This window comes from Shewanella colwelliana ATCC 39565 (assembly GCF_000518705.1).
GTDB lineage: Bacteria > Pseudomonadota > Gammaproteobacteria > Enterobacterales > Shewanellaceae > Shewanella > Shewanella colwelliana.
Window position 1 is genome coordinate 361,089 of sequence record NZ_KI912479.1, and the last position, 18,889, is coordinate 379,977.

13 protein-coding genes and 1 pseudogene are annotated in these 18,889 nt (G+C 44.2%); 10 read left to right on the forward strand and 4 right to left on the reverse strand.

The window, feature by feature from the left end; genetic code table 11:
• The first annotated feature begins 139 nt into the window (after positions 1-139).
• Together psrA and L876_RS0117840 are read left to right on the forward strand one after the other, a co-directional pair.
• Positions 140-778: a TetR family transcriptional repressor PsrA gene (gene psrA, locus L876_RS0117835; RefSeq protein ID WP_028765042.1), complete on the forward strand. Its 639-nt coding sequence runs from the start codon at positions 140-142 to the stop codon at positions 776-778.
• An 8-nt stretch (positions 779-786) separates the two neighbouring features.
• On the forward strand, positions 787-3,063 hold the full coding sequence (locus L876_RS0117840) for an acyl-CoA dehydrogenase (RefSeq protein ID WP_028765043.1): 2,277 nt from the start codon (positions 787-789) through the stop codon (positions 3,061-3,063).
• A gap of 67 nt (positions 3,064-3,130) precedes the next feature.
• On the opposite strand, the gene pyk is transcribed toward L876_RS0117840, so the two are convergent.
• Together pyk and L876_RS0117850 are read right to left on the reverse strand one after the other, a co-directional pair.
• Positions 3,131-4,570, reverse strand: coding sequence for a pyruvate kinase (pyk, locus tag L876_RS0117845; protein ID WP_028765044.1), 1,440 nt, complete (start codon positions 4,568-4,570; stop codon positions 3,131-3,133).
• Positions 4,571-4,752: 182 nt separating this feature from the next.
• Complete coding sequence (locus L876_RS0117850; RefSeq protein WP_028765045.1) at positions 4,753-5,607, reverse strand: MurR/RpiR family transcriptional regulator; 855 nt, start codon at positions 5,605-5,607, stop codon at positions 4,753-4,755.
• Between the two features lie 309 nt (positions 5,608-5,916).
• Here L876_RS0117850 and zwf point away from each other — a divergent pair, with 309 nt between their 5' ends.
• The 4 genes from zwf to L876_RS0117870 are packed head-to-tail and all read left to right on the forward strand — an operon-like array spanning position 5,917 to position 10,599.
• On the forward strand, positions 5,917-7,389 hold the full coding sequence (gene zwf, locus L876_RS0117855) for a glucose-6-phosphate dehydrogenase (protein WP_028765046.1): 1,473 nt from the start codon (positions 5,917-5,919) through the stop codon (positions 7,387-7,389).
• A 12-nt stretch (positions 7,390-7,401) separates the two neighbouring features.
• Entirely contained in the window at positions 7,402-8,100 is a 699-nt protein-coding gene (gene pgl / locus L876_RS0117860; protein WP_028765047.1) for a 6-phosphogluconolactonase, read from the forward strand.
• 9 nt (positions 8,101-8,109) lie between these two features.
• Positions 8,110-9,936, forward strand: a complete 1,827-nt coding sequence (gene edd / locus L876_RS0117865) for a phosphogluconate dehydratase (protein WP_028765048.1) — start codon at positions 8,110-8,112, stop codon at positions 9,934-9,936.
• A 21-nt stretch (positions 9,937-9,957) separates the two neighbouring features.
• Positions 9,958-10,599, forward strand: a complete 642-nt coding sequence (locus L876_RS0117870; protein ID WP_028765049.1) for a bifunctional 4-hydroxy-2-oxoglutarate aldolase/2-dehydro-3-deoxy-phosphogluconate aldolase — start codon at positions 9,958-9,960, stop codon at positions 10,597-10,599.
• A 113-nt stretch (positions 10,600-10,712) separates the two neighbouring features.
• Here L876_RS0117870 and eco read toward each other — a convergent pair whose 3' ends face one another.
• The gene (gene eco / locus L876_RS0117880; protein WP_028765050.1) at positions 10,713-11,285 is read right to left on the reverse strand and encodes a serine protease inhibitor ecotin; all 573 of its coding nucleotides are present in this window, start codon (positions 11,283-11,285) and stop codon (positions 10,713-10,715) included.
• A gap of 211 nt (positions 11,286-11,496) precedes the next feature.
• On the opposite strand from eco, the gene dmeF reads away from it, so the two are divergent.
• The 4 genes and pseudogenes from dmeF (at position 11,497) to L876_RS0117900 (ending at position 15,938) form a co-directional block, all read left to right on the forward strand.
• Positions 11,497-12,549, forward strand: coding sequence for a CDF family Co(II)/Ni(II) efflux transporter DmeF (dmeF, locus tag L876_RS0117885; RefSeq protein ID WP_028765051.1), 1,053 nt, complete (start codon positions 11,497-11,499; stop codon positions 12,547-12,549).
• A complete protein-coding gene (locus L876_RS0117890; protein ID WP_028765052.1) occupies positions 12,549-12,968 on the forward strand; it encodes a MarR family winged helix-turn-helix transcriptional regulator in 420 nt (139 codons plus the stop codon). Before dmeF ends, L876_RS0117890 begins: the two co-directional genes overlap by 1 nt.
• Before the next feature lie 161 nt (positions 12,969-13,129).
• Positions 13,130-14,770 (forward strand): annotated as a pseudogene (locus tag L876_RS22075) (phosphoethanolamine transferase).
• A 139-nt stretch (positions 14,771-14,909) separates the two neighbouring features.
• Positions 14,910-15,938 carry a GGDEF domain-containing protein gene (locus L876_RS0117900; protein WP_028765053.1) on the forward strand — a complete coding sequence of 343 codons (1,029 nt, stop codon included), beginning with the start codon at positions 14,910-14,912 and terminating at the stop codon, positions 15,936-15,938.
• A 55-nt stretch (positions 15,939-15,993) separates the two neighbouring features.
• On the opposite strand, the gene L876_RS0117905 is transcribed toward L876_RS0117900, so the two are convergent.
• Entirely contained in the window at positions 15,994-18,699 is a 2,706-nt protein-coding gene (locus L876_RS0117905; protein WP_028765054.1) for a bifunctional acetate--CoA ligase family protein/GNAT family N-acetyltransferase, read from the reverse strand.
• Between the last annotated feature and the right edge of the window lie 190 nt (positions 18,700-18,889).

The following is an 18,889-nucleotide window of genomic DNA, read 5'->3' on the forward strand; positions in this document are numbered from 1 at the left end:
TGGCAATTTGCAGCGGGAGTTTTTAGAATCCCTGACCGATAACGAGCGTGACTTAACCTTAGCGACAGAATTTAATTTGACAAAAAGTGAACCAGTGTTTAATTTAAACGCATGTTTAAATCAGAGTTAAGGTCACGGAATGGCAAATCGATCCGACACTAAAACAAGAATACTGGATGCTGCAGAAAAGCTGTTTGCTGAACGTGGATTTTCAGAAACGTCACTACGGTTAATTACCAGCAAAGCCGAAGTAAATCTTGCATCGGTAAATTATCATTTTGGTTCGAAGAAAGAGTTAATTAGAGCTGTTTTGGCGCGATACCTTGATCGTTTTATGCCTGCGGCTTCAGATGAACTTGTTCAGCTTAAAGCGTCGAGTGAACCGTCATTAAATGAAATATTTTCCTCTTTAGTAAAGCCTTTACTTGAGCTTAATAAATTCAAAGCCGAAGGAACACGTACATTTTTACAACTGTTAGGCCGCGGCTATATTGAAAGCCAAGGCCACCTTAGATGGTTTATTACTACCCACTACGGTACGCATTTGAACGAGTTTGTTAAAGCTGTTGCAGAAAGTGCACCACATATTCCTCCCGCCGAGATGTTTTGGCGTTTACACTTTACCTTAGGCACTGTGGTATTTACGATGGCATCAGCCGATGCGTTAACAGAGATCGCTGCCGCTGACTTTAATGAACACAATGATATTGAAGCTGTGATCCGAAAGGTGATCCCATATCTTGCTGCTGGTGTAGCAGTACCCGTTACTTCCCAATAGGGGGCGTTATGACACTCTTAATCTTGGCACTATTAATCATAATAGTGCTTTTTGCCGTTAAAAATATCCGTATGCAGTTAATCACTCGCCCAGTGTTTGCATTCTTTAAAAAGGTACTACCGCCGCTATCGAGTACAGAGAAAGAGGCGATGGAAGCGGGCGATGTATGGTGGGAGGGTGAACTGTTTAGAGGTAAGCCTAATTGGGATACGCTGCATAGCTATGGTAAACCAACGCTGTCTGATGAAGAAAAGGCCTTCATAGACAATCAAGTAATGACTGCGCTGACGATGATTGATGACTTTGATATCGTTCAAAACCGTAAGGATCTGCCGCCAGAGTTATGGGACTTCTTCAAAAAAGAGGGCTTCTTTGCGCTAATTATCCCCAAAGAATATGGCGGTAAAGCATTTTCTGCTTACGCAAACTCAACGATTGTGGCCAAGCTTGCCAGCCGCAGCGTGAGTGCGGCCGTAAGTGTCATGGTGCCAAACTCTTTGGGTCCAGGTGAGCTATTAACTCATTACGGCACTAAGGAGCAGCGTGAATATTGGTTACCTAAATTGTCAACCGGAGAGGCGGTTCCATGTTTTGCATTAACTGGCCCAGAAGCTGGCTCCGATGCTGGCGCAATTCCAGATGAGGGCATCGTTTGCCGTGGTGAGTTTAATGGCGAACAAGTTTTGGGGCTCAAACTTAACTGGAACAAGCGCTACATTACTCTGGCACCTGTTGCGACCGTATTAGGCTTAGCGTTCCAAATGCGTGACCCAGATGGTTTGCTAGGAGATGTTGAGGATCTTGGTATTACCTGCGCCCTTATTCCAACAGATCATCAAGGGGTTGAAATTGGTCGTCGACATAACCCACTCAGTATGGCCTTTATGAATGGGACAACGCATGGCCGCGATGTGTTTATTCCACTCGATTGGATCATCGGTGGACCACAGTATGCGGGTCGAGGCTGGCGTATGTTAGTGGAGTGTCTGTCGGCAGGACGGGGGATTTCACTGCCCGCATTAGCGACGGCATCGGGTCATGTCACGACCAAAACCACTACGGCTTATAGTTATGTTCGTCATCAATTTGGTCTCGCTATCGGTCAATTTGAAGGTGTGCAAGAAGCGATGGCGAGAATTATTGCTAACACTTATCAATTAGAAGCGGCGCGTCGTTTGACCACCACAGGCATTGATTTAAAAGTTAAGCCCTCAGTGGTAACGGCTATAGCGAAATATCACATGACTGAGATGAGCCGTGATGTGCTAAATGATGCTATGGACATTCAATCTGGTAAAGGGATACAGCTTGGACCAAAGAACTATCTTGGTCATGCGTATATGGCAAATCCTATCTCGATTACAGTTGAAGGGGCTAACATTTTAACCCGTAGTCTGATGATTTTTGGCCAAGGTGCAACGCGTTGCCACCCCTATGTGCTTGCTGAAATGGAAGCGGCCGCCATGGACGATAAAAGTGAAGCCTTAGAGCGCTTTGATAACCTACTACTGGGTCATATTGGTTACGCAAGTCGCAATGCGTTCAGTGCTTTATTTAGCGCGTTAAGCGGCAGCTATTTTAATAGTGCGCCCGTGAGTGGCTGCACTAAGCAGTATTATAAAGATATGACGCGACTGTCTGCAGCATTGGCATTTATCACTGACCTGTCTATGTTGATTATGGGCGGCGATCTGAAGCGTAAAGAGATGTTGTCGGCGAGATTAGGCGACGTATTAAGTGAGCTTTATCTTGGTTCCGCCACCCTTAAGCTGTTTGAAGATAATGGGCGTCAACAAGATGATCTACCTGCGGTTCATTATGTGATGCAGATGCGTTTACAAAAAGCGGCGTTGGCTTTGCAGGGAGCGCTGAGGAACTTCCCTAATCGCCCGGTGGCTTGGTTGATGAGGGCGATCGTATTCCCAATGGGTAACCACTTTAATGGACCATCAGATAAAATGGCCGTAAACCTGTGTAGTGGCATGTTAAAGCCTGGACCTGCTCGAGATCGATTGACCTTCTTATGTCCTGATTTTGACGGTGACCAAGGTGGTATAGCCGAAGTGGAACAAGCATTTATCGCACAATATAAGTGCCAAAACCTTTACCGCACGTTGAAAAAAGCACAGCGTAATGGTGATTTACCTAGAAAATTACCGCCTCTGACACTGTTTAAGTTAGCTAAAGAGCAAGCCTTGTTATCTGATAGTGAATATCAGCAGTTAGTTGATGCAGACAAACTAAGACTGGCGGCAATTAACGTCGACGATTTTGATGTTTTGTAGAGACCGTTAATCTCAGATACAAAAAAGGTACGCATTGCGTACCTTTTTTATCAGTAATTAATTTGCCTTAGGCAACAATTAACACTTTACTGGTATTGGTGCCACCGATGGTTTCCATCGCGTCACCTTTAGTCATCAGCACCATGTCACCGCTGTTAAGGTAACCAGCTGCTTGAAGTGCTTCTAACGCTTTCTTCGCTAACTCTTCGGCACTATGTGCTGTTGAGTCGAAGAAGAAAGGCTGCACACCACGATACAATGCCATTTTTGCAAGTGTCACGTCATGACGAGACAAAGCGAAAATAGGCAGTGATGAACTGATGCGTGACATCAACTGCGGTGTTGCACCCGACTCAGTTAAGGCGACAATTGCTTTAACGCCTTCTAAGTGGTTAGCTGCATACATGGTAGACAGCGCGATGGTTTCTTCGACCGAAGTAAAGCGCTCATCTAGACGGTGCTTAGAGACTTGAACACTTGGATGTCCTTCAGCGCCTAAACAAACATTGGCCATTGCCATAACGGTTTCTTCAGGGAAGTCACCCGCTGCAGTTTCAGCCGATAGCATGACGGCATCAGTGCCATCTAGTACAGCGTTAGCCACATCCATCACTTCAGCACGTGTTGGCATTGGGCTAGTGATCATCGACTCCATCATCTGGGTCGCAGTGATCACGCTCTTGTTAAGTTGGCGAGAACGACTGATAAGCTTCTTCTGTACAGCAACAAGTGCTGCATCACCAATTTCAACACCAAGGTCACCACGAGCAACCATGACAGCATCAGAGGCTAAGATAACATCATCCATTGCTTCATCAGAAACAACGGCTTCTGCGCGCTCAACTTTAGAAACGATTAATGCATTGCTACCTGCTTTTTGAGCTAGTTCACGTGCATAGTTAAGGTCAGCGCCACTACGTGGGAAAGAAACGGCTAGATAGTCAACTTTAATTGCTGCTGCCGTAACAATATCACGCTTGTCTTTTTCAGTAAGTGCTGCAGCTGAAAGGCCACCGCCTTTTTTGTTGATCCCTTTATTGTTTGAAAGGGGACCTGCAACCGTTACTGAGGTATGAACCTTATTGCCTTCAACTTTCTCTACACGAAGTTGAACACGGCCATCGTCCAGCATAAGGATATCGCCAATGACAACATCTTTAGGTAGCTCTTTATAGTCGATACCAACTTGATGCTCATCACCTTGACCTTTTTCTAGGTCGGCATCCAAGATGAATGCTTGACCTAGGTCAAGTTGGACTTTTTTATTGTCCTTAAAAGTTGATACACGGATCTTTGGACCTTGTAGGTCGCCTAAGATAGCAACATGAACACCAAGTTCTTTTGCTATGTTACGTGTGTCAGTCGCACGTTTTAGGTGATCTTCAGGTGAGCCGTGAGAAAAGTTAAGGCGAACAACGTTTGCGCCAGCTTTGATAATACGACGTAGATTGTCGTCACGATCAGTTGCTGGGCCTAGAGTCGTTACAATTTTGGTTCTGCGGAACATGAGATACTCCGTTAAGTTTAAAAAATCTTACTCTATATTAACAGACAAAACCGACTTTTGTAGGAAAATTACAAACAAAATGATCTACCTCAAGTTATTAATTTTGTGAAGTACTACGACTTAAAGGTAAAAAAAAGGCGGATTGGGTAAACCAAGCCGCCTAAAATCCTTACAAAACTGGACTATAGTATCGGGTCTTTTTCGATACGAGACTCTTTTAACACCTCTTTAACCCGTTTTAAACTTTCCCTAAAACGTGGGCCTCGGCGAAGTGTAAAGCCTGTGGCGAGCACGTCAACAATGACCAGCTGCGCAAGACGAGAGGCCATAGGCAGATACATATCGGTATCTTCTGGCACTTCCATCGTAACTGGCAAAGTACATTCACTTGATAGTGGAGAGTTACGTGAGGTAATCGCAATCACGGCAGCACCATTTTCTCTGGCTAAACGAGCGATATCGATGAGTGATTTCGTCCGTCCTGTATGGGAAATCAATACCACCACGTCGCCTTCAGAACTATTAATACAACTCATACGTTGCATTAATACATCATCAAAACAGATCACGGGTACATTAAAGCGGAAAAATTTATTCTGAGCATCATGGGCAACTGACGCCGATGCGCCTAAGCCAAAAAACGAAATCTTCTTCGCTTGTGTGAGGATATCTACTGCTTTATTTATCGCTGCCGTATCCATGCTTTGTCTAGCAGTATCAAGGGCTGCCATAGATGACTCAAAGATTTTTGTAGTGTATGAATCAGGGCTGTCATCTTCCTCTACATGGCGGCTCACATAAGGGGTTCCGTTAGCCAGGCTCTGCGCCAAATGCAGTTTAAAGTCTGGAAATCCTTTGGTATCTAATCTGCGGCAAAAGCGGTTAACGGTTGGCTCACTGACATCGGCCATTTTTGCTAACGTAGCAATGCTAGAGTGAATGGCAGTTTGTGGTGACGCTAAAATGACTTCAGCGACTTTGCGTTCTGACTTACTGAAATGCGTTAGGCTTTTTTGAACCTTTTCTAGGGTATTCATATGCGTACATCCACTCGATAGTAATGTAATTATATTTATTCTTTTATGTCATTATAGAAGCAAACAAAAAGTGCTAAAGTTTGGACTATATAACGAATTATGATCTAACTATTCAACAAACTTTCTACTATATATAGTAATTTAATCACGAAAAGCATATCAGATTTTGTAGTCTTGTTGCTAGTTTACTAATCATGCATTTTTTGCAAAATTTAGATGCAATTAACAATTTCTGTTGTTATATTACGACAAACATGTGAATTTCCCATCGGAATGATGGCACACAGCGACAAAGGAGATTTATAAGCTATGGGCATGACATCACCAGAAGCCAAAGCTTGCGATTTTGTACTGTTTGGTACCAAAGGGGACTTAGCAAGACGCAAATTGCTTCCTTCTCTGTACCAACTTGATAAAGCCGGTTTACTTAATGAAGAGACCAAAGTGCTCGGGGTTGCTAAAGATGAGTTTACCCAAGAACAGTATCAAGAGCTTGTTGTTACTGCACTTAATAGCTTTGTAAAAGAAGACCTTTGTAAAGAGACATTAAACCGTTTCTTAAGCCGTTGTCATTATGTAGGCACAAACTTCACTGACTCGGCAGGCTATCAGGCGTTTCATGACGTATTAGAGCCCCAAAAGCGTGTCATGGTGAGTTACTTCGCGACACCGCCATCTATATTCGGTGATATTTGTCGCTGTTTACACGAACAAAACCTTATCTATCCTGATACACGTGTCGTCCTCGAAAAGCCTATTGGTTCTGATTTAGCCTCCTCAAAAGTGATTAACGACCAAGTCAGCGCCTATTTTAATGAAAATCAGGTGTATCGTATTGATCATTACCTCGGTAAAGAAACGGTTCAAAACCTGATCGCCTTGCGTTTTGCTAATTCACTGTTTGCCTCTAAGTGGGATAACCGAACGATTGACCATGTGCAGATCACGGTTGCTGAAGAAGTGGGCATCGAAGGACGTTGGGGCTACTTTGATAAAGCAGGCCAAATGCGAGATATGATCCAAAACCACCTTTTGCAAGTGCTGACGCTTGTGGCGATGGATCCACCGGTTAACCTCGATGCAGACAGCATCCGCGATGAAAAAGTTAAAGTTCTTAAATCACTGCGTAAAATCGATGCTGACAATATCTATGAGAACACGGTTAGAGGTCAGTACTCTGCTGGCTTCTTAAAAGGTGCACCTGTGCCAGGGTATCTCGAAGAGGAGGGGGCTAATACCCAATCCCATGCAGAGACATTTGTGGCATTACGCGTTGATATCGACAACTGGCGTTGGGCTGGCGTGCCATTCTACTTGAGAAGTGGCAAGCGTATGCCGACCAAGAGCTCTGAAATTGTCGTGTATTTCAAAAACCCACCTCATAACCTATATCGTTCTAGCTATCGTAATTTGCCAGCGAACAAGTTGACCATTCGTCTTCAGCCTCACGAAGGTGTTGAAATTCAAATGATGAATAAGGTGCCAGGTCTAGAGCAGAAGCAACGTCTGCAAACAACTAAATTAGATTTAAGTTTCTCTGACACCTTTAAGAATGACCGTATTGCTGATGCCTATGAGCGTCTATTACTTGAAGCTATGCTGGGCAACCAAGCATTGTTTGTTCGTCGCGATGAAGTTGAGCAGGCGTGGAGTTGGGTTGACGGTATCATTGAGGCTTGGGAAGACAGCAACGAAAAGCCTAAGCCATATCCTGCTGGCAGTTGGGGGCCTGTGGCCTCAGTTGCATTGATAGCTAAAGACGGCCGCTCGTGGGACGAATAGGAGACATTGATTATGATTAAAGACTCTGTATTCAAATCATTTGATGACAAAACCGCTCTTGAAACACAGCTTGCGGAGCGTATCGCCAATCAGCTACAAACGGCTATTGATGCGCGCGGAAAAGCAAGCTTAGTGGTGTCAGGAGGGTCGACACCCGTGGCGCTTTTTCAACAGCTCAGTAAAAAGGCGATAGAGTGGAGTGAAGTTTACATCACGCTCGCTGATGAGCGTTGGGTTGATGTTGATAGTGACGATTCCAATGAAAAGTTAGTCAAAGCGCATCTACTGCAAAACCGAGCCGCGGCGGCTAAGTTTCGTGGACTTAAAAATATGTTTGCCTCCGCAGAAGCGGGCGCTGATATGACGATTGAACAATTGGCCAATTTCCCAAAACCTTTTGATGTGGTTGTGTTGGGTATGGGTAACGATGGACACACCTGTTCATGGTTTCCCTGTTCATTAGAGATTGAACAAGCACTGTCAACCGATTCACTTTGCTTAGCTGTGAATCCGGGCAATGCGCCTCATGGTCGTATCACAATATCCAAACAGGGGATTTTGGCCAGTCGTCAGATTTATTTACACATTGTCGGTGAGCAGAAGTTGTCTGTTTACCGCCAAGCGCTTGAAAATGAAGATGAGAAAGCGATGCCTATACGCGCAGTATTGGCACAACATAGCACACCCGTCGATGTTTATTGGAGCGCTTAAGGAGCGATTATGCACGCAGTAGTACAGTCCGTAACAGATAGAATCATTGAGCGGAGCAAGCATTCGCGCGCCCAATACCTTAAAGCATTAGATGAAGCTAAGAGTAAAGGTGTCCATCGCAGCAGCCTAAGCTGCGGTAACCTTGCACACGGCTTCGCAGCTTGTAGCCCAGCGGATAAAAATACCATCAAGGCGTTGACGAAAGCCAACATTGGTATCGTCACGGCCTTTAACGATATGTTATCTGCGCATCAACCCTATGAAGATTACCCGAAACTGCTCAAGCAAGCGTGCCAAGAAGTCGGCAGTGTTGCTCAAGTAGCCGGTGGTGTTCCTGCAATGTGTGACGGCGTTACCCAAGGGCAACCAGGGATGGAGCTAAGCCTCCTAAGCCGTGAAGTGATTGCAATGAGCACTGCAGTTGGTTTATCTCATAATATGTTTGACGGTGCCTTGCTCTTAGGAATTTGTGACAAAATTGTCCCAGGTTTACTTATTGGCGCATTAAGCTTTGGTCATCTACCAATGTTGTTCGTCCCTGCAGGACCAATGAAGTCAGGCATTCCCAATAAAGAGAAAGCGCGTATTCGTCAGAAGTTTGCTCAAGGCTTAGTCGATAGAGCTGCTTTGTTAGAGGCTGAATCAAGTTCTTACCACAGCGCGGGCACTTGTACTTTTTACGGTACCGCAAACAGTAATCAGTTGATGCTGGAAATTATGGGGCTACAGCTACCAGGTTCATCATTTGTTAACCCAGATGACCCGCTCCGTGAAGCACTGAACAAAATGGCTGCAAAGCAGGTGTGTCGCCTGACTGAAATGGGCACGCAATATTCGCCTATCGGTGAAGTGGTTAACGAAAAATCGGTTGTTAACGGTATTGTTGGATTATTGGCAACTGGCGGCTCGACTAATTTAACCATGCATATTGTTGCTGCGGCGAGAGCTGCGGGTATCATCATTAATTGGGATGATTTCTCTGAACTATCAGATGCAGTGCCGTTGCTCGCGAGGGTTTATCCAAACGGTCACGCCGATATTAACCATTTCCATGCTGCTGGCGGGATGGCACTGCTGGTAAAAGAGCTGCTAGATGCCGGCCTTTTACATGAAGATGTCAATACCGTGGCAGGCTTTGGCCTAAGACGTTATACCCAAGAACCAAGACTCATTGATAATGAATTGGTTTGGGTTGATGGCCCAGCAACGTCGTTAGATAGCGAAGTGTTGACCACTGCGTCGGCGCCGTTCCAAGAAAATGGTGGTCTGAAGTTACTCAAAGGTAATTTAGGACGGGCTGTGATTAAAGTTTCGGCGGTCGCTGAGCAACATCGTCTGGTCGAAGCTCCTGCAGTGGTTATTGACGACCAAAACAAACTTGAGGCGCTGTTTCAAGCTGGTGAGTTAGACAAAGATTGTGTCGTGGTTGTGAAAGGGCAAGGGCCTAAAGCGGTTGGTATGCCTGAACTACACAAACTTACGCCAATTTTAGGTACCCTTCAGGATAAAGGTTTCAAAGTTGCCTTGCTAACGGATGGGCGCATGTCTGGTGCATCGGGTAAAGTGCCAGCGGCAATTCATTTGACACCTGAAGCATTGGACGGTGGATTAATTGCTAAGATCCAAAACGGTGATCTTATCCGCGTTAATGCCACGACCGGTGAGTTGTCGCTGTTGATTGATGAATCAACTTTGGCAGCAAGAGAAGCTGAGAAAGTTGACTTACGCAGTACAAGTTATGGAATGGGGCGTGAGTTATTTGCGGCCTTACGTTCTAATTTGAGTAGCCCTGAGACGGGCGCTCGTTGTACCACGACCATCGATGAAAATTATTAATCACTGAGGAAGAGTATTAACATGGCTCAGAATAACTGGTCTATACAACCACAAGATATTTTTAAACGCAGCCCAATCGTTCCTGTAATGGTGATTAATAAGATTGAAGATGCGGTGCCTTTGGCACGAGCTTTGGTCGCCGGCGGAATAAGTGTGCTGGAGGTGACGTTACGAACACCTTGTGCGCTCGAAGCGATTACTAAGATTGCAAAAGAGGTGCCTGAAGCACTGGTTGGCGCGGGTACGATTTTAAACGAAGCTCAGCTAAAGCAAGCCATTGATGCTGGTGCGCAGTTTGTGATCACGCCAGGTGCAACGACAGATCTATTGAAAGCGGCGATGGCAGGGACAGTTCCATTAATTCCTGGTGTGGCGAGTATTTCTGAAGTGATGGCGGGTATGGAGCTTGGCTATACTAATTTTAAGTTTTTCCCTGCTGAAGCCTCTGGTGGCGTTAACGCATTGAAAGCTTTTTCTGGTCCGTTAGCGAATATTCGTTTTTGTCCAACGGGTGGTATCACTCCAAGTAGTTATAAAGATTACCTAGCACTGAACAATGTCGATTGCATCGGCGGTAGCTGGATAGCACCCACTGATGCCATGGAGCAAGGTGATTGGGCGCGTATTACTCAATTGTGTAAAGATGCAATTAGCGGTATCTAACCTAAGCGTTTATTAGGCATAAAAAACCTCTGTGTAAACAGAGGTTTTTTTATGCCTGCTATATTAGGGTATCCATAGGGAAAAAATGATAAAGTATCTTGCACCTGAATCATTTAGTTGGATGAGGTAAATTGATACTCCATCTCAGCTGTCCAAACACGATACTTAAGTTGGGCGCCTTCTGGTAAGTAAAATACTTTTGGCAGTCGACTGTCATATTTGAGTATTAACTCTCCTGGAATGGTCAGGAACTGTTCTTTTTTTGCCTTATCAAAACAGGCCATCATTGTACTCGGTCCGTCACTGATAGTGTCTACTTGGTAGTAGTTGTAGCCCCATCCGTCTAAATTCATCTGTTTCAGTTCACCACGCAAACCATGTTTATTGCAGTCAACTAATTCAGTTCGACCAATAAGAATCTCAATTCTGTATTGTGCTTCATTCTCAAGTGCTGGCAAGTTGAGGATATGCTGCACCATGCCCTCGGTGGGTTGTGGAAACATTTTGCTTGTTTCCTCGGCTTGGTAAGTCACGGCTGTGTAGCTGCTGCTGTGAATATTCATTTGGTTTAACCCACTTGGATGGACCGGACTGGTTGCAAAGGCAGAATTGCCTGCAGCCGTGAATGCTATAACACTGGTTAAGATGAGAGACTGGATCTGTTTGTTAAGTGAAAATGTGTTCATTAAAGCTCCTGATAAAATGATAATGTTCGACTGCTTTGTGGGTATTAACGCTAGCATAATGGAAAAGGGTTATTAGATTTAAAATATTTTTGAGCTAGGACCCAAATCGATCAATCTACTCTATTTAGATCTTTACTTTGACTATCAAACTAAATAATCTCTCCATATTGTTTGATAGTCAAAGTAATTCCTAATAGATATAGGCCAAAACATGGAAAAGACAGCTCACAACAACGCACCATGGCAACACGAACATAATTTTGCCACTGTCAATACACAAGGAGAGCGAAATACCCGTTACGTTCTGTATTTGACCCTTATAACTATGGTGGCAGAGATTGTCGCCGGTACCATTTATGGTTCCATGGCCTTATTGGCTGATGGTTGGCATATGGGAACCCACGCTGCTGCGTTTTTAATCACATTGTTTGCTTACTCCTATGCAAAGAAATACGCCAAGGATCCTAAATTTGCATTTGGGGCGGGTAAGGTCAGTGTGCTGGGAGGGTTTACCAGTGCAATTGCGTTAGGTTTAGTTGCATTGCTGATGATAGTGGAGTCAGTCAACCGACTGCTTAATCCTGAAAACATCCATTTTAACGAGGCTATTTTTGTGGCGTTTATTGGCTTAACAGTTAATGTCCTATCGGTGTTTTTACTCAAAGATCACCATAGCCATGACCACGGCCATAGTCACGGCCATAGTCACGGTCATCATCATAACCATGAGCATCATCACCATGTTTCACATAAACATGACGCTGAACATTGCCACGAAGAAACGAGTGGCAATAAGGCTAAAAAGACCCATGACCATAACTTGAGAGCAGCCTATTTTCACGTGATGGCTGATGCGTTGACCTCGCTACTTGCCATTGCTGCTTTACTATTTGGTAAGTATTTAGGACTCAATTGGCTTGACCCTGTGATGGGGGTTGTTGGTGCCGTAATCATTACCAGTTGGGCGTGGGGGTTGGTTAAGCAAACAGGGCCTATTTTACTCGATGCAAGTATTGAGCAAGGCTATGTAGAGCAAGTGGTTAAGTGTATTGAACAAGCTGGAACTGATCATGTTGCCGATATTCACGTCTGGCCAGTCAGTGCGGATCACTACGCGGCGATTATCTCTGTGGTTACCCATGAAAATAAAGATGCGCGCTATTTCACTGAACAGCTATCTCGCTTTGAGCGCATTAACCATTTAACCATAGAAGTTCACTCATGTGATGACTCAAACTGTCGCCGTCACACTGTGGAGGCTTGATGAAACAAGTTGATGATCAGCTAAGCCATGAGATTGTAGAGTTTTACGAGAAGCTTTCTTCTTGGGAAGCGTCAGTTGTTAGGGGGAAGGGTCATTCGTTAGCGCAAATCCATACGGTCGAAATCTTAGGTGCCAATGGAACTATGCGTATGAAGGAGCTAGCCGAAAAGCTTGGGATCACCACAGGGACCCTGACAGTACAGATCAATAAAATGGTTAACTTAGGCTTGGTTGAACGGATGGCCCATGAGCAGGATAAACGGTCTATTTTGGTGCAATTAACGACAAAAGGGTATGAGGTGTATCATGAACATGACCAACTACATCATCAGCTAACACATCAAATTACAGAAACTTTCTCTGATATTGAGCGCTCTCAATTGTTAATGTTTTTTCAACGTATCAATCAAGGGTTTTAACAAGGGTATCCCTGTGTGTGGGGCGACAGTTTTAATCATTACTTTTATGTAGCATTTGTAGCTGTGGTTGATGCTTGGTAATATCCTTGCCTGGATCAATTGCCGTTGTAAGAGACCTAGCCCCTTTTGACGCAGCCACTATCGACAAGAGAGAATACTTAGTGCTATCACGTATCAAAACCCTATCGACAAATCAGTTTACTTTTTTACTCGCTTTGTTTTATGTCTGTGTTTTTAATATTCCCCTTTTTGGTATTGTTAAGGAGGGGATTGAAAAGCAAGCTGACGTCAATTACATTTTTATCGCGACTATTCCGCTATTTCTTGTCTTTGCACTGAGTTTTATTTTTTCTATTTTTTCAGTTAAATACATCACCAAAGGCTTTTTTATTACCTTAACGCTGTTGTCATCTAGTGTCTTTTTTGCAGCCTTGCAATACGGTGTTGTTTTCGACTACGGCATGATTGAAAACACCGTACAGACCAATACGGGAGAGGCTCTGACCTACTTAAACTTCTCTTCTGTCGTTAATTTTATCGCCACTGGCCTATTACCTGCGTTGTTAATCTATAAGGTTAATATTGATTACAAACCATTGGTTAAAGAGTTATTACACAAAATTTTATTTATGGTGGCAATGCTGGTTGGTATAGCGGTTATCGGTTTTTTCTTCTATCAAAACTATGTCTCATTTGGCCGTAATAATGACCAAATGAAACGTTATATCGTGCCAACCTACGCCGTAGGTTCCATGATCAAGTACGTAAATATCAACTATTTTCAAACACCTTTGGTTTACCTGTAACAAGGCCTAGATGCTAAAAATGTCACGGTAGACAGTAATGGTAAACCAAATTTAGTCGTACTGGTTGTGGGGGAGACGGCTCGCGCCAAAAACTATCAATATTACGGTTATGCTAAAGCCACAAACGCTCATACCAGTCAGTACGACATGGTAGCGTTTCAAAATACCACTTCATGTGGTACGGCAACCGCGGTATCACTGCCTTGCATGTTTTCCAGTATGACCCGCGAGGAGTATGAGCCCCGCAGGGCTCGGGCCCAAGATACCTTGATTGATGTACTCGATCATGGGGGGATTAATCTATTGTGGCTCGATAACGACAGCGGATGTAAAGGGGTTTGCGATCGTGTTAAGCACATCAATATTGATTTAAATAGTGATCCGCAGTTATGTGATGGGCATTATTGTTATGATCAAGTTTTGCTAAATGAGTTAGACAAAGCACTGGCGACGCCTGTTGAGCACGACACCATGATAGTGCTTCATATTATTGGTTCTCACGGCCCTACCTATTATTTACGTTATCCCGATGAACATCGAAAATTCACGCCAGATTGCCAGCGCAGTGATATACAAAACTGTTTAGATGAAGAGCTGATTAATACCTATGATAATACGATTTTGTATTCAGATTATATTATTAGCCAAGTGATTCAACGGTTACAAGCGCAGCAGACTGTCGCGGACACTGCCCTAGTCTATGTTTCCGATCATGGAGAGTCATTAGGTGAGAGTGGTATGTATCTTCACGGTGCTCCGTACTCAATCGCTCCAAGTGAGCAAATTGAGATTCCGCTATTGTCGTGGATATCGCCACAATTTAGTCAAGAGAACGGCATCGACCTTGATTGCCTAAAGCATCAAGCAGCGAGCGGGACTTATTCTCATGATAACCTGTTTTCGAGCCTTTTAGGGTTAATGAACGTACAAAGTGACGTTTACAAGGTCCAATTGGACATATTCGCACAATGCCGTACTTCTATAGAAAATAAATAATGACAAAGTAGTGGCAACTTGTTGTTTTTTCGTTATTGTAGTGGTAGCAAAGTGGTTTTTAAGTTCTTTAAACCACCTAGGCTTACACTTTTAGCACAATGCGCGAATTGGATATTGAATAATAACATGGCGATTATCTATGAATTTAGCTAAGCACCTGACAGATACGGAACTTTCGGCGAAAATCCTTAGGCATGCGGTGCCTAAGATGTCTGAGTTAAATATTCCTGTAACACCAGATAACTACTCCGTTTGGTACGAGTATTTTCGTGGTGTTAACTTAGACCTAAAAAGAGCGATAGACGGATTACTATCGAATAAGGTGGCGTTTACCGCAGAAGTTAATGCAGGACTACATAGTAATTTTATTCAAGAAAAATCGCCTGAAATCATTGAAAATGTACAGGTGGAAACTCAGCTATTAATTAATGGCTTAATGAGTAAATTGTCTAAAATGAGCCATGGCACAGAACGTTTTAGTCAAACACTTAACGAATTTCAGACCGATATTAAAAGCTCGCCAGATCCGGAGACATTAACGCGGTTGATTGATACGTTAGCCGACGAAGTCAGCGAAGTGGTCAATAGTAATCAAGAGATGGAAAAAAGCCTCACAGTCATGAGTGATGAGGTCCAATCCCTGAAGTCAGAAATGGAGAACTTAAACTTAGTTGCCATGACTGACCAACTGACATCTTTACACAATAGACGTGCGTTTGACGAAGAAGTTTTAGAGCATTTACAACGCTATAAAATGGGTGCTGTTAATAGTAGTTTGCTTATCATCGATATTGATAAGTTTAAGAATTTTAATGACACCCACGGCCATGTGATTGGTGACAAAGTATTAGCTTATATTGCGCTAGCGTTAAAACAGGGAGTGCGGGGCGAAGATTTTGTGGCTCGCTATGGGGGCGAGGAATTTGTTGTTTTACTGCCTGATACCGATCATACCGGTGCATTAGTGGTTGCTGAGCAGTTACGTAGCCGTATAGCAGAGAAAAAACTCACGGTCGGTAAAGATAAGAAGCTGTCATTGGGTGCGATCACCGTTTCGATCGGTATTGCAACGTTAGGGCATGATGATGACAGAGAAACCTATTTTGTGCGTGCTGATGAAGCGCTTTATCGTGCGAAGTCATCAGGGCGAAACTGCGTTAAAGGTTGATTGAAATAAAATAAAGCGAGGCTAAAACCTCGCTTTATTTTATTTTTTAAAACGACTATTTATTTGGCGTAGGCTTCAATGCCATATCCATTTTTATTAAATGCTCTTCCATATCAAACGTCACGGTAAAACCTAAGCGCTTTGCCAGATTAGCCATCGAACGGTTTTCAAACATGGTAAATCCCGTCAATACTTCGGTATCATTAGCTTTGTAATAGTCGATCAGTTTTTCCAGCAATAATTTCCCCAAACCTTGGCCTTGATGGTCGCTTCGAACTGCCATGGCAAACTCAGCTTCTGTATTATCTGGATCAATCGAAGCACGGATCGCACCTAAGGTTATCTCTTCACCATCGTCTCCCTTGGCGGTGGCGATAAAAGCCATTTCCCGTGCGTAGTCAATTTGGGTTAAGACTGCCATCTCTTCATGTGTCATTTTCGAGCGCACACCAAAATAGCGCTTATACCTGTCTTCATCTGACAGAGAGTTGTCAAATGCGAGATGTTTAGGTTCATCTTCTGGCAAAATTGGGCGTAGCATGATGTCGCGGCCATTTTTCAGTTGAGCCCGCTGTTCGAGCTCTTTAGGGTAGGGACAGATAGCCAATCGAGTCGAATTGTCTTGAGGGCTTTCTTGTAGCTGGATGTTAACATCAAGCAAGGTGATTTTTTCACCAGCACAGAGTACAGGGTTAAGATCGAGTCCCTGTATCTCTGGGCAATCGATGATTAGGTGTGAAATTTGAGTGAGCAGCACACATAGGGCATGCATATTTAACCCAAGTGGCAGATGCCTGTCTTTAAGTTTGTGGGTTTTAAGCGCTTGGATCACCATATAACGCGCTAATGTCATATTCAGTGGCGGTAGTGCTACCGCAGCATCGGTTGCTGGTTGCCATTCAGAACCTCCTTCGCCAAGCAAAATGGCTGGGCCAAACACTGGATCGTTGATCACTGCTACACGTATCTCTTGTGCGCCAGCCGTTAACGCCATTTTTTGCACGATAATGCCTTCAATACGTGCTTGTTCATTTAGGCTGTGTACGCGAGACATAATTGCGTCAGCTGCATGCACCACCTCCTGTTTTGACGTTAAATTCAGCATTACGCCATGAACATCTGATTTATGATGGATATCTGGTGACTGAACTTTTAGGGCAACAGGAAAACCAAGCTCTTGGGCTATCTCGCCAGCCTCTGCCGCATTGTTAGCGAAAAAGGTTTCTATGGTATTGAGCCCATAGGCTTTGAGAATTTGTGTGGACTCGTGAGTTTCAAGCACGCGCTTTTTATTTTCTAATGCAGCTTGCAGTGTTTGCCTGGCCAACTCGACATTAGTCGGCAGGTTATCGGGAATCGATTGCGGCACTTCCTGTAGTAATTTCTGATTGCGACGATACTCTACCATGTGCATAAATGCACCTACCGCTCCCTCAGGGGTTCGATAGGTTGGAATGCCGGCACGATTAAACTGCTTTCGTGCCTGATACGCTGAGTCCTCACCACTCCAGTTGGTCAGTACATTGACTCGGTTACGATTGGGGTGGTTTGCGATTAATTTGCTGAGCTGATTGGCAATTTCAACACTATCTCCTAACGCTGATGGGGAGTGCAGTACCAAGATAGCGTCGGCAATATTTGAGTCCATTAACTTTTCTAGTACTTGGGCATATCGAGTCGCATCGGCATCACCTCCTATATCCACGGGGTTTTGCCCTGACCAAGTGTTAGGCAGAAAACTATCGAGCGCTTGGAAAGTCTCACGGTCCAGCGTTGCAGCTTTGCCTCCGCCCAACATCAATTGATCTAACGCCAGTACGGCTGGTCCTCCACCGTTAGTCATAATGGCTAGACGTTCGCCAAGCAAAGGAGACGAATGGGCTAAGGTTTCAACCGCTGCAAAGAGTTCGATAAGGTCGTTCACCCTTAGCATACCTGCACGGCGAAAGGCGGCTTCATAAACCGCATCATTACCGCCGATCCCGCCAGTATGAAGTTTTGCTGCTGTTGTGCCTTCTAAACTACGGCCTGACTTAATCACTAAAATAGGTTTATTTCGTGCAGCAGCGCGCGCGGCGGATAGGAAATGGCGTTTTTCGTTAATAGAGTCGATATACAGCAAAATGGCGGTAGTTCGTGAATCTCTCCCCAAAAAGTCGAGGAGTTCATCGAACTCGATATCAGTGGCATCGCCCAATGATATGAACGATGAAAAGCCGATCCCCTTGTTATTTGCCCAGTCGAGCACGGTAGTACAAATGGCGGCAGATTGGGAAACAAAAGCAATCTTTCCGGGTAGGGCGCTGGTGTGGGCCAAACTTGCATTAAGCCCTAGGTTGGGTAGCATCATGCCCAGACTATTGGGCCCTAAAATACGCATACCGTAGCGTTTAGCGTGCTGCTGAGTGAGTTCCAATAAATTGTTACCGTCAGCGTCGGTTTGATTACCCATACCAGAGGCGTTAATAATGGCAACTTTACAACCAAATTGCGCTAGTCGCTCAACAATGGCCGGGACTTTAGGTGCTGCAGTACAGATTATCGCTAAATCAGGCTTTAGAGGCAGTGATTCGATGTTTGGGTAGGCAAGGACACCAAGTACCGCTTCATATTTGGGGGTCACTGGCATAATAGGGCCGGAAAAACCACCTGATAGTAGGTTTTTCATTACCACATTTCCCGCTCGGTTCTTACCGTTAGAGGCTCCAATAATGGCCACTGATTTAGGTTTGAACATCGAGTTTAAGGTACGTTGACTCATCCACGGCTCCAAGCATCTATCGACATTAGCAGTGTAACCTAGTTTAAATAATTTTCTCTAAGATTTTAGTAGGATAAAGCGACAATTTGTTGTTTGTAAACCTAACTAGATAACAAACGTTAGTTAACAACTCCTTATAGTGTTTTGTTATCAACTTACTGTGCTAAAGCCTGATATATTCATGTATTGG

Bases quoted from the DNA above. Each gene is read 5' to 3' on its own strand.
- zwf (WP_028765046.1), top strand. From the start codon at position 5,917: ATGGGCATGACATCACCAGAAGCCAAAGCTTGCGATTTTGTACTGTTT.
- L876_RS0117890 (WP_028765052.1), top strand. From the start codon at position 12,549: ATGAAACAAGTTGATGATCAGCTAAGCCATGAGATTGTAGAGTTTTAC.
- eco (WP_028765050.1), bottom strand. From the start codon at position 11,285: ATGAACACATTTTCACTTAACAAACAGATCCAGTCTCTCATCTTAACC.
- L876_RS0117840 (WP_028765043.1), top strand. From the start codon at position 787: ATGACACTCTTAATCTTGGCACTATTAATCATAATAGTGCTTTTTGCC.
- pyk (WP_028765044.1), bottom strand. From the start codon at position 4,570: ATGTTCCGCAGAACCAAAATTGTAACGACTCTAGGCCCAGCAACTGAT.
- L876_RS0117905 (WP_028765054.1), bottom strand. From the start codon at position 18,699: ATGAGTCAACGTACCTTAAACTCGATGTTCAAACCTAAATCAGTGGCC.
- L876_RS0117900 (WP_028765053.1), top strand. From the start codon at position 14,910: ATGAATTTAGCTAAGCACCTGACAGATACGGAACTTTCGGCGAAAATC.
- edd (WP_028765048.1), top strand. From the start codon at position 8,110: ATGCACGCAGTAGTACAGTCCGTAACAGATAGAATCATTGAGCGGAGC.
- L876_RS0117850 (WP_028765045.1), bottom strand. From the start codon at position 5,607: ATGAATACCCTAGAAAAGGTTCAAAAAAGCCTAACGCATTTCAGTAAG.
- pgl (WP_028765047.1), top strand. From the start codon at position 7,402: ATGATTAAAGACTCTGTATTCAAATCATTTGATGACAAAACCGCTCTT.
- L876_RS0117870 (WP_028765049.1), top strand. From the start codon at position 9,958: ATGGCTCAGAATAACTGGTCTATACAACCACAAGATATTTTTAAACGC.
- psrA (WP_028765042.1), top strand. From the start codon at position 140: ATGGCAAATCGATCCGACACTAAAACAAGAATACTGGATGCTGCAGAA.
- dmeF (WP_028765051.1), top strand. From the start codon at position 11,497: ATGGAAAAGACAGCTCACAACAACGCACCATGGCAACACGAACATAAT.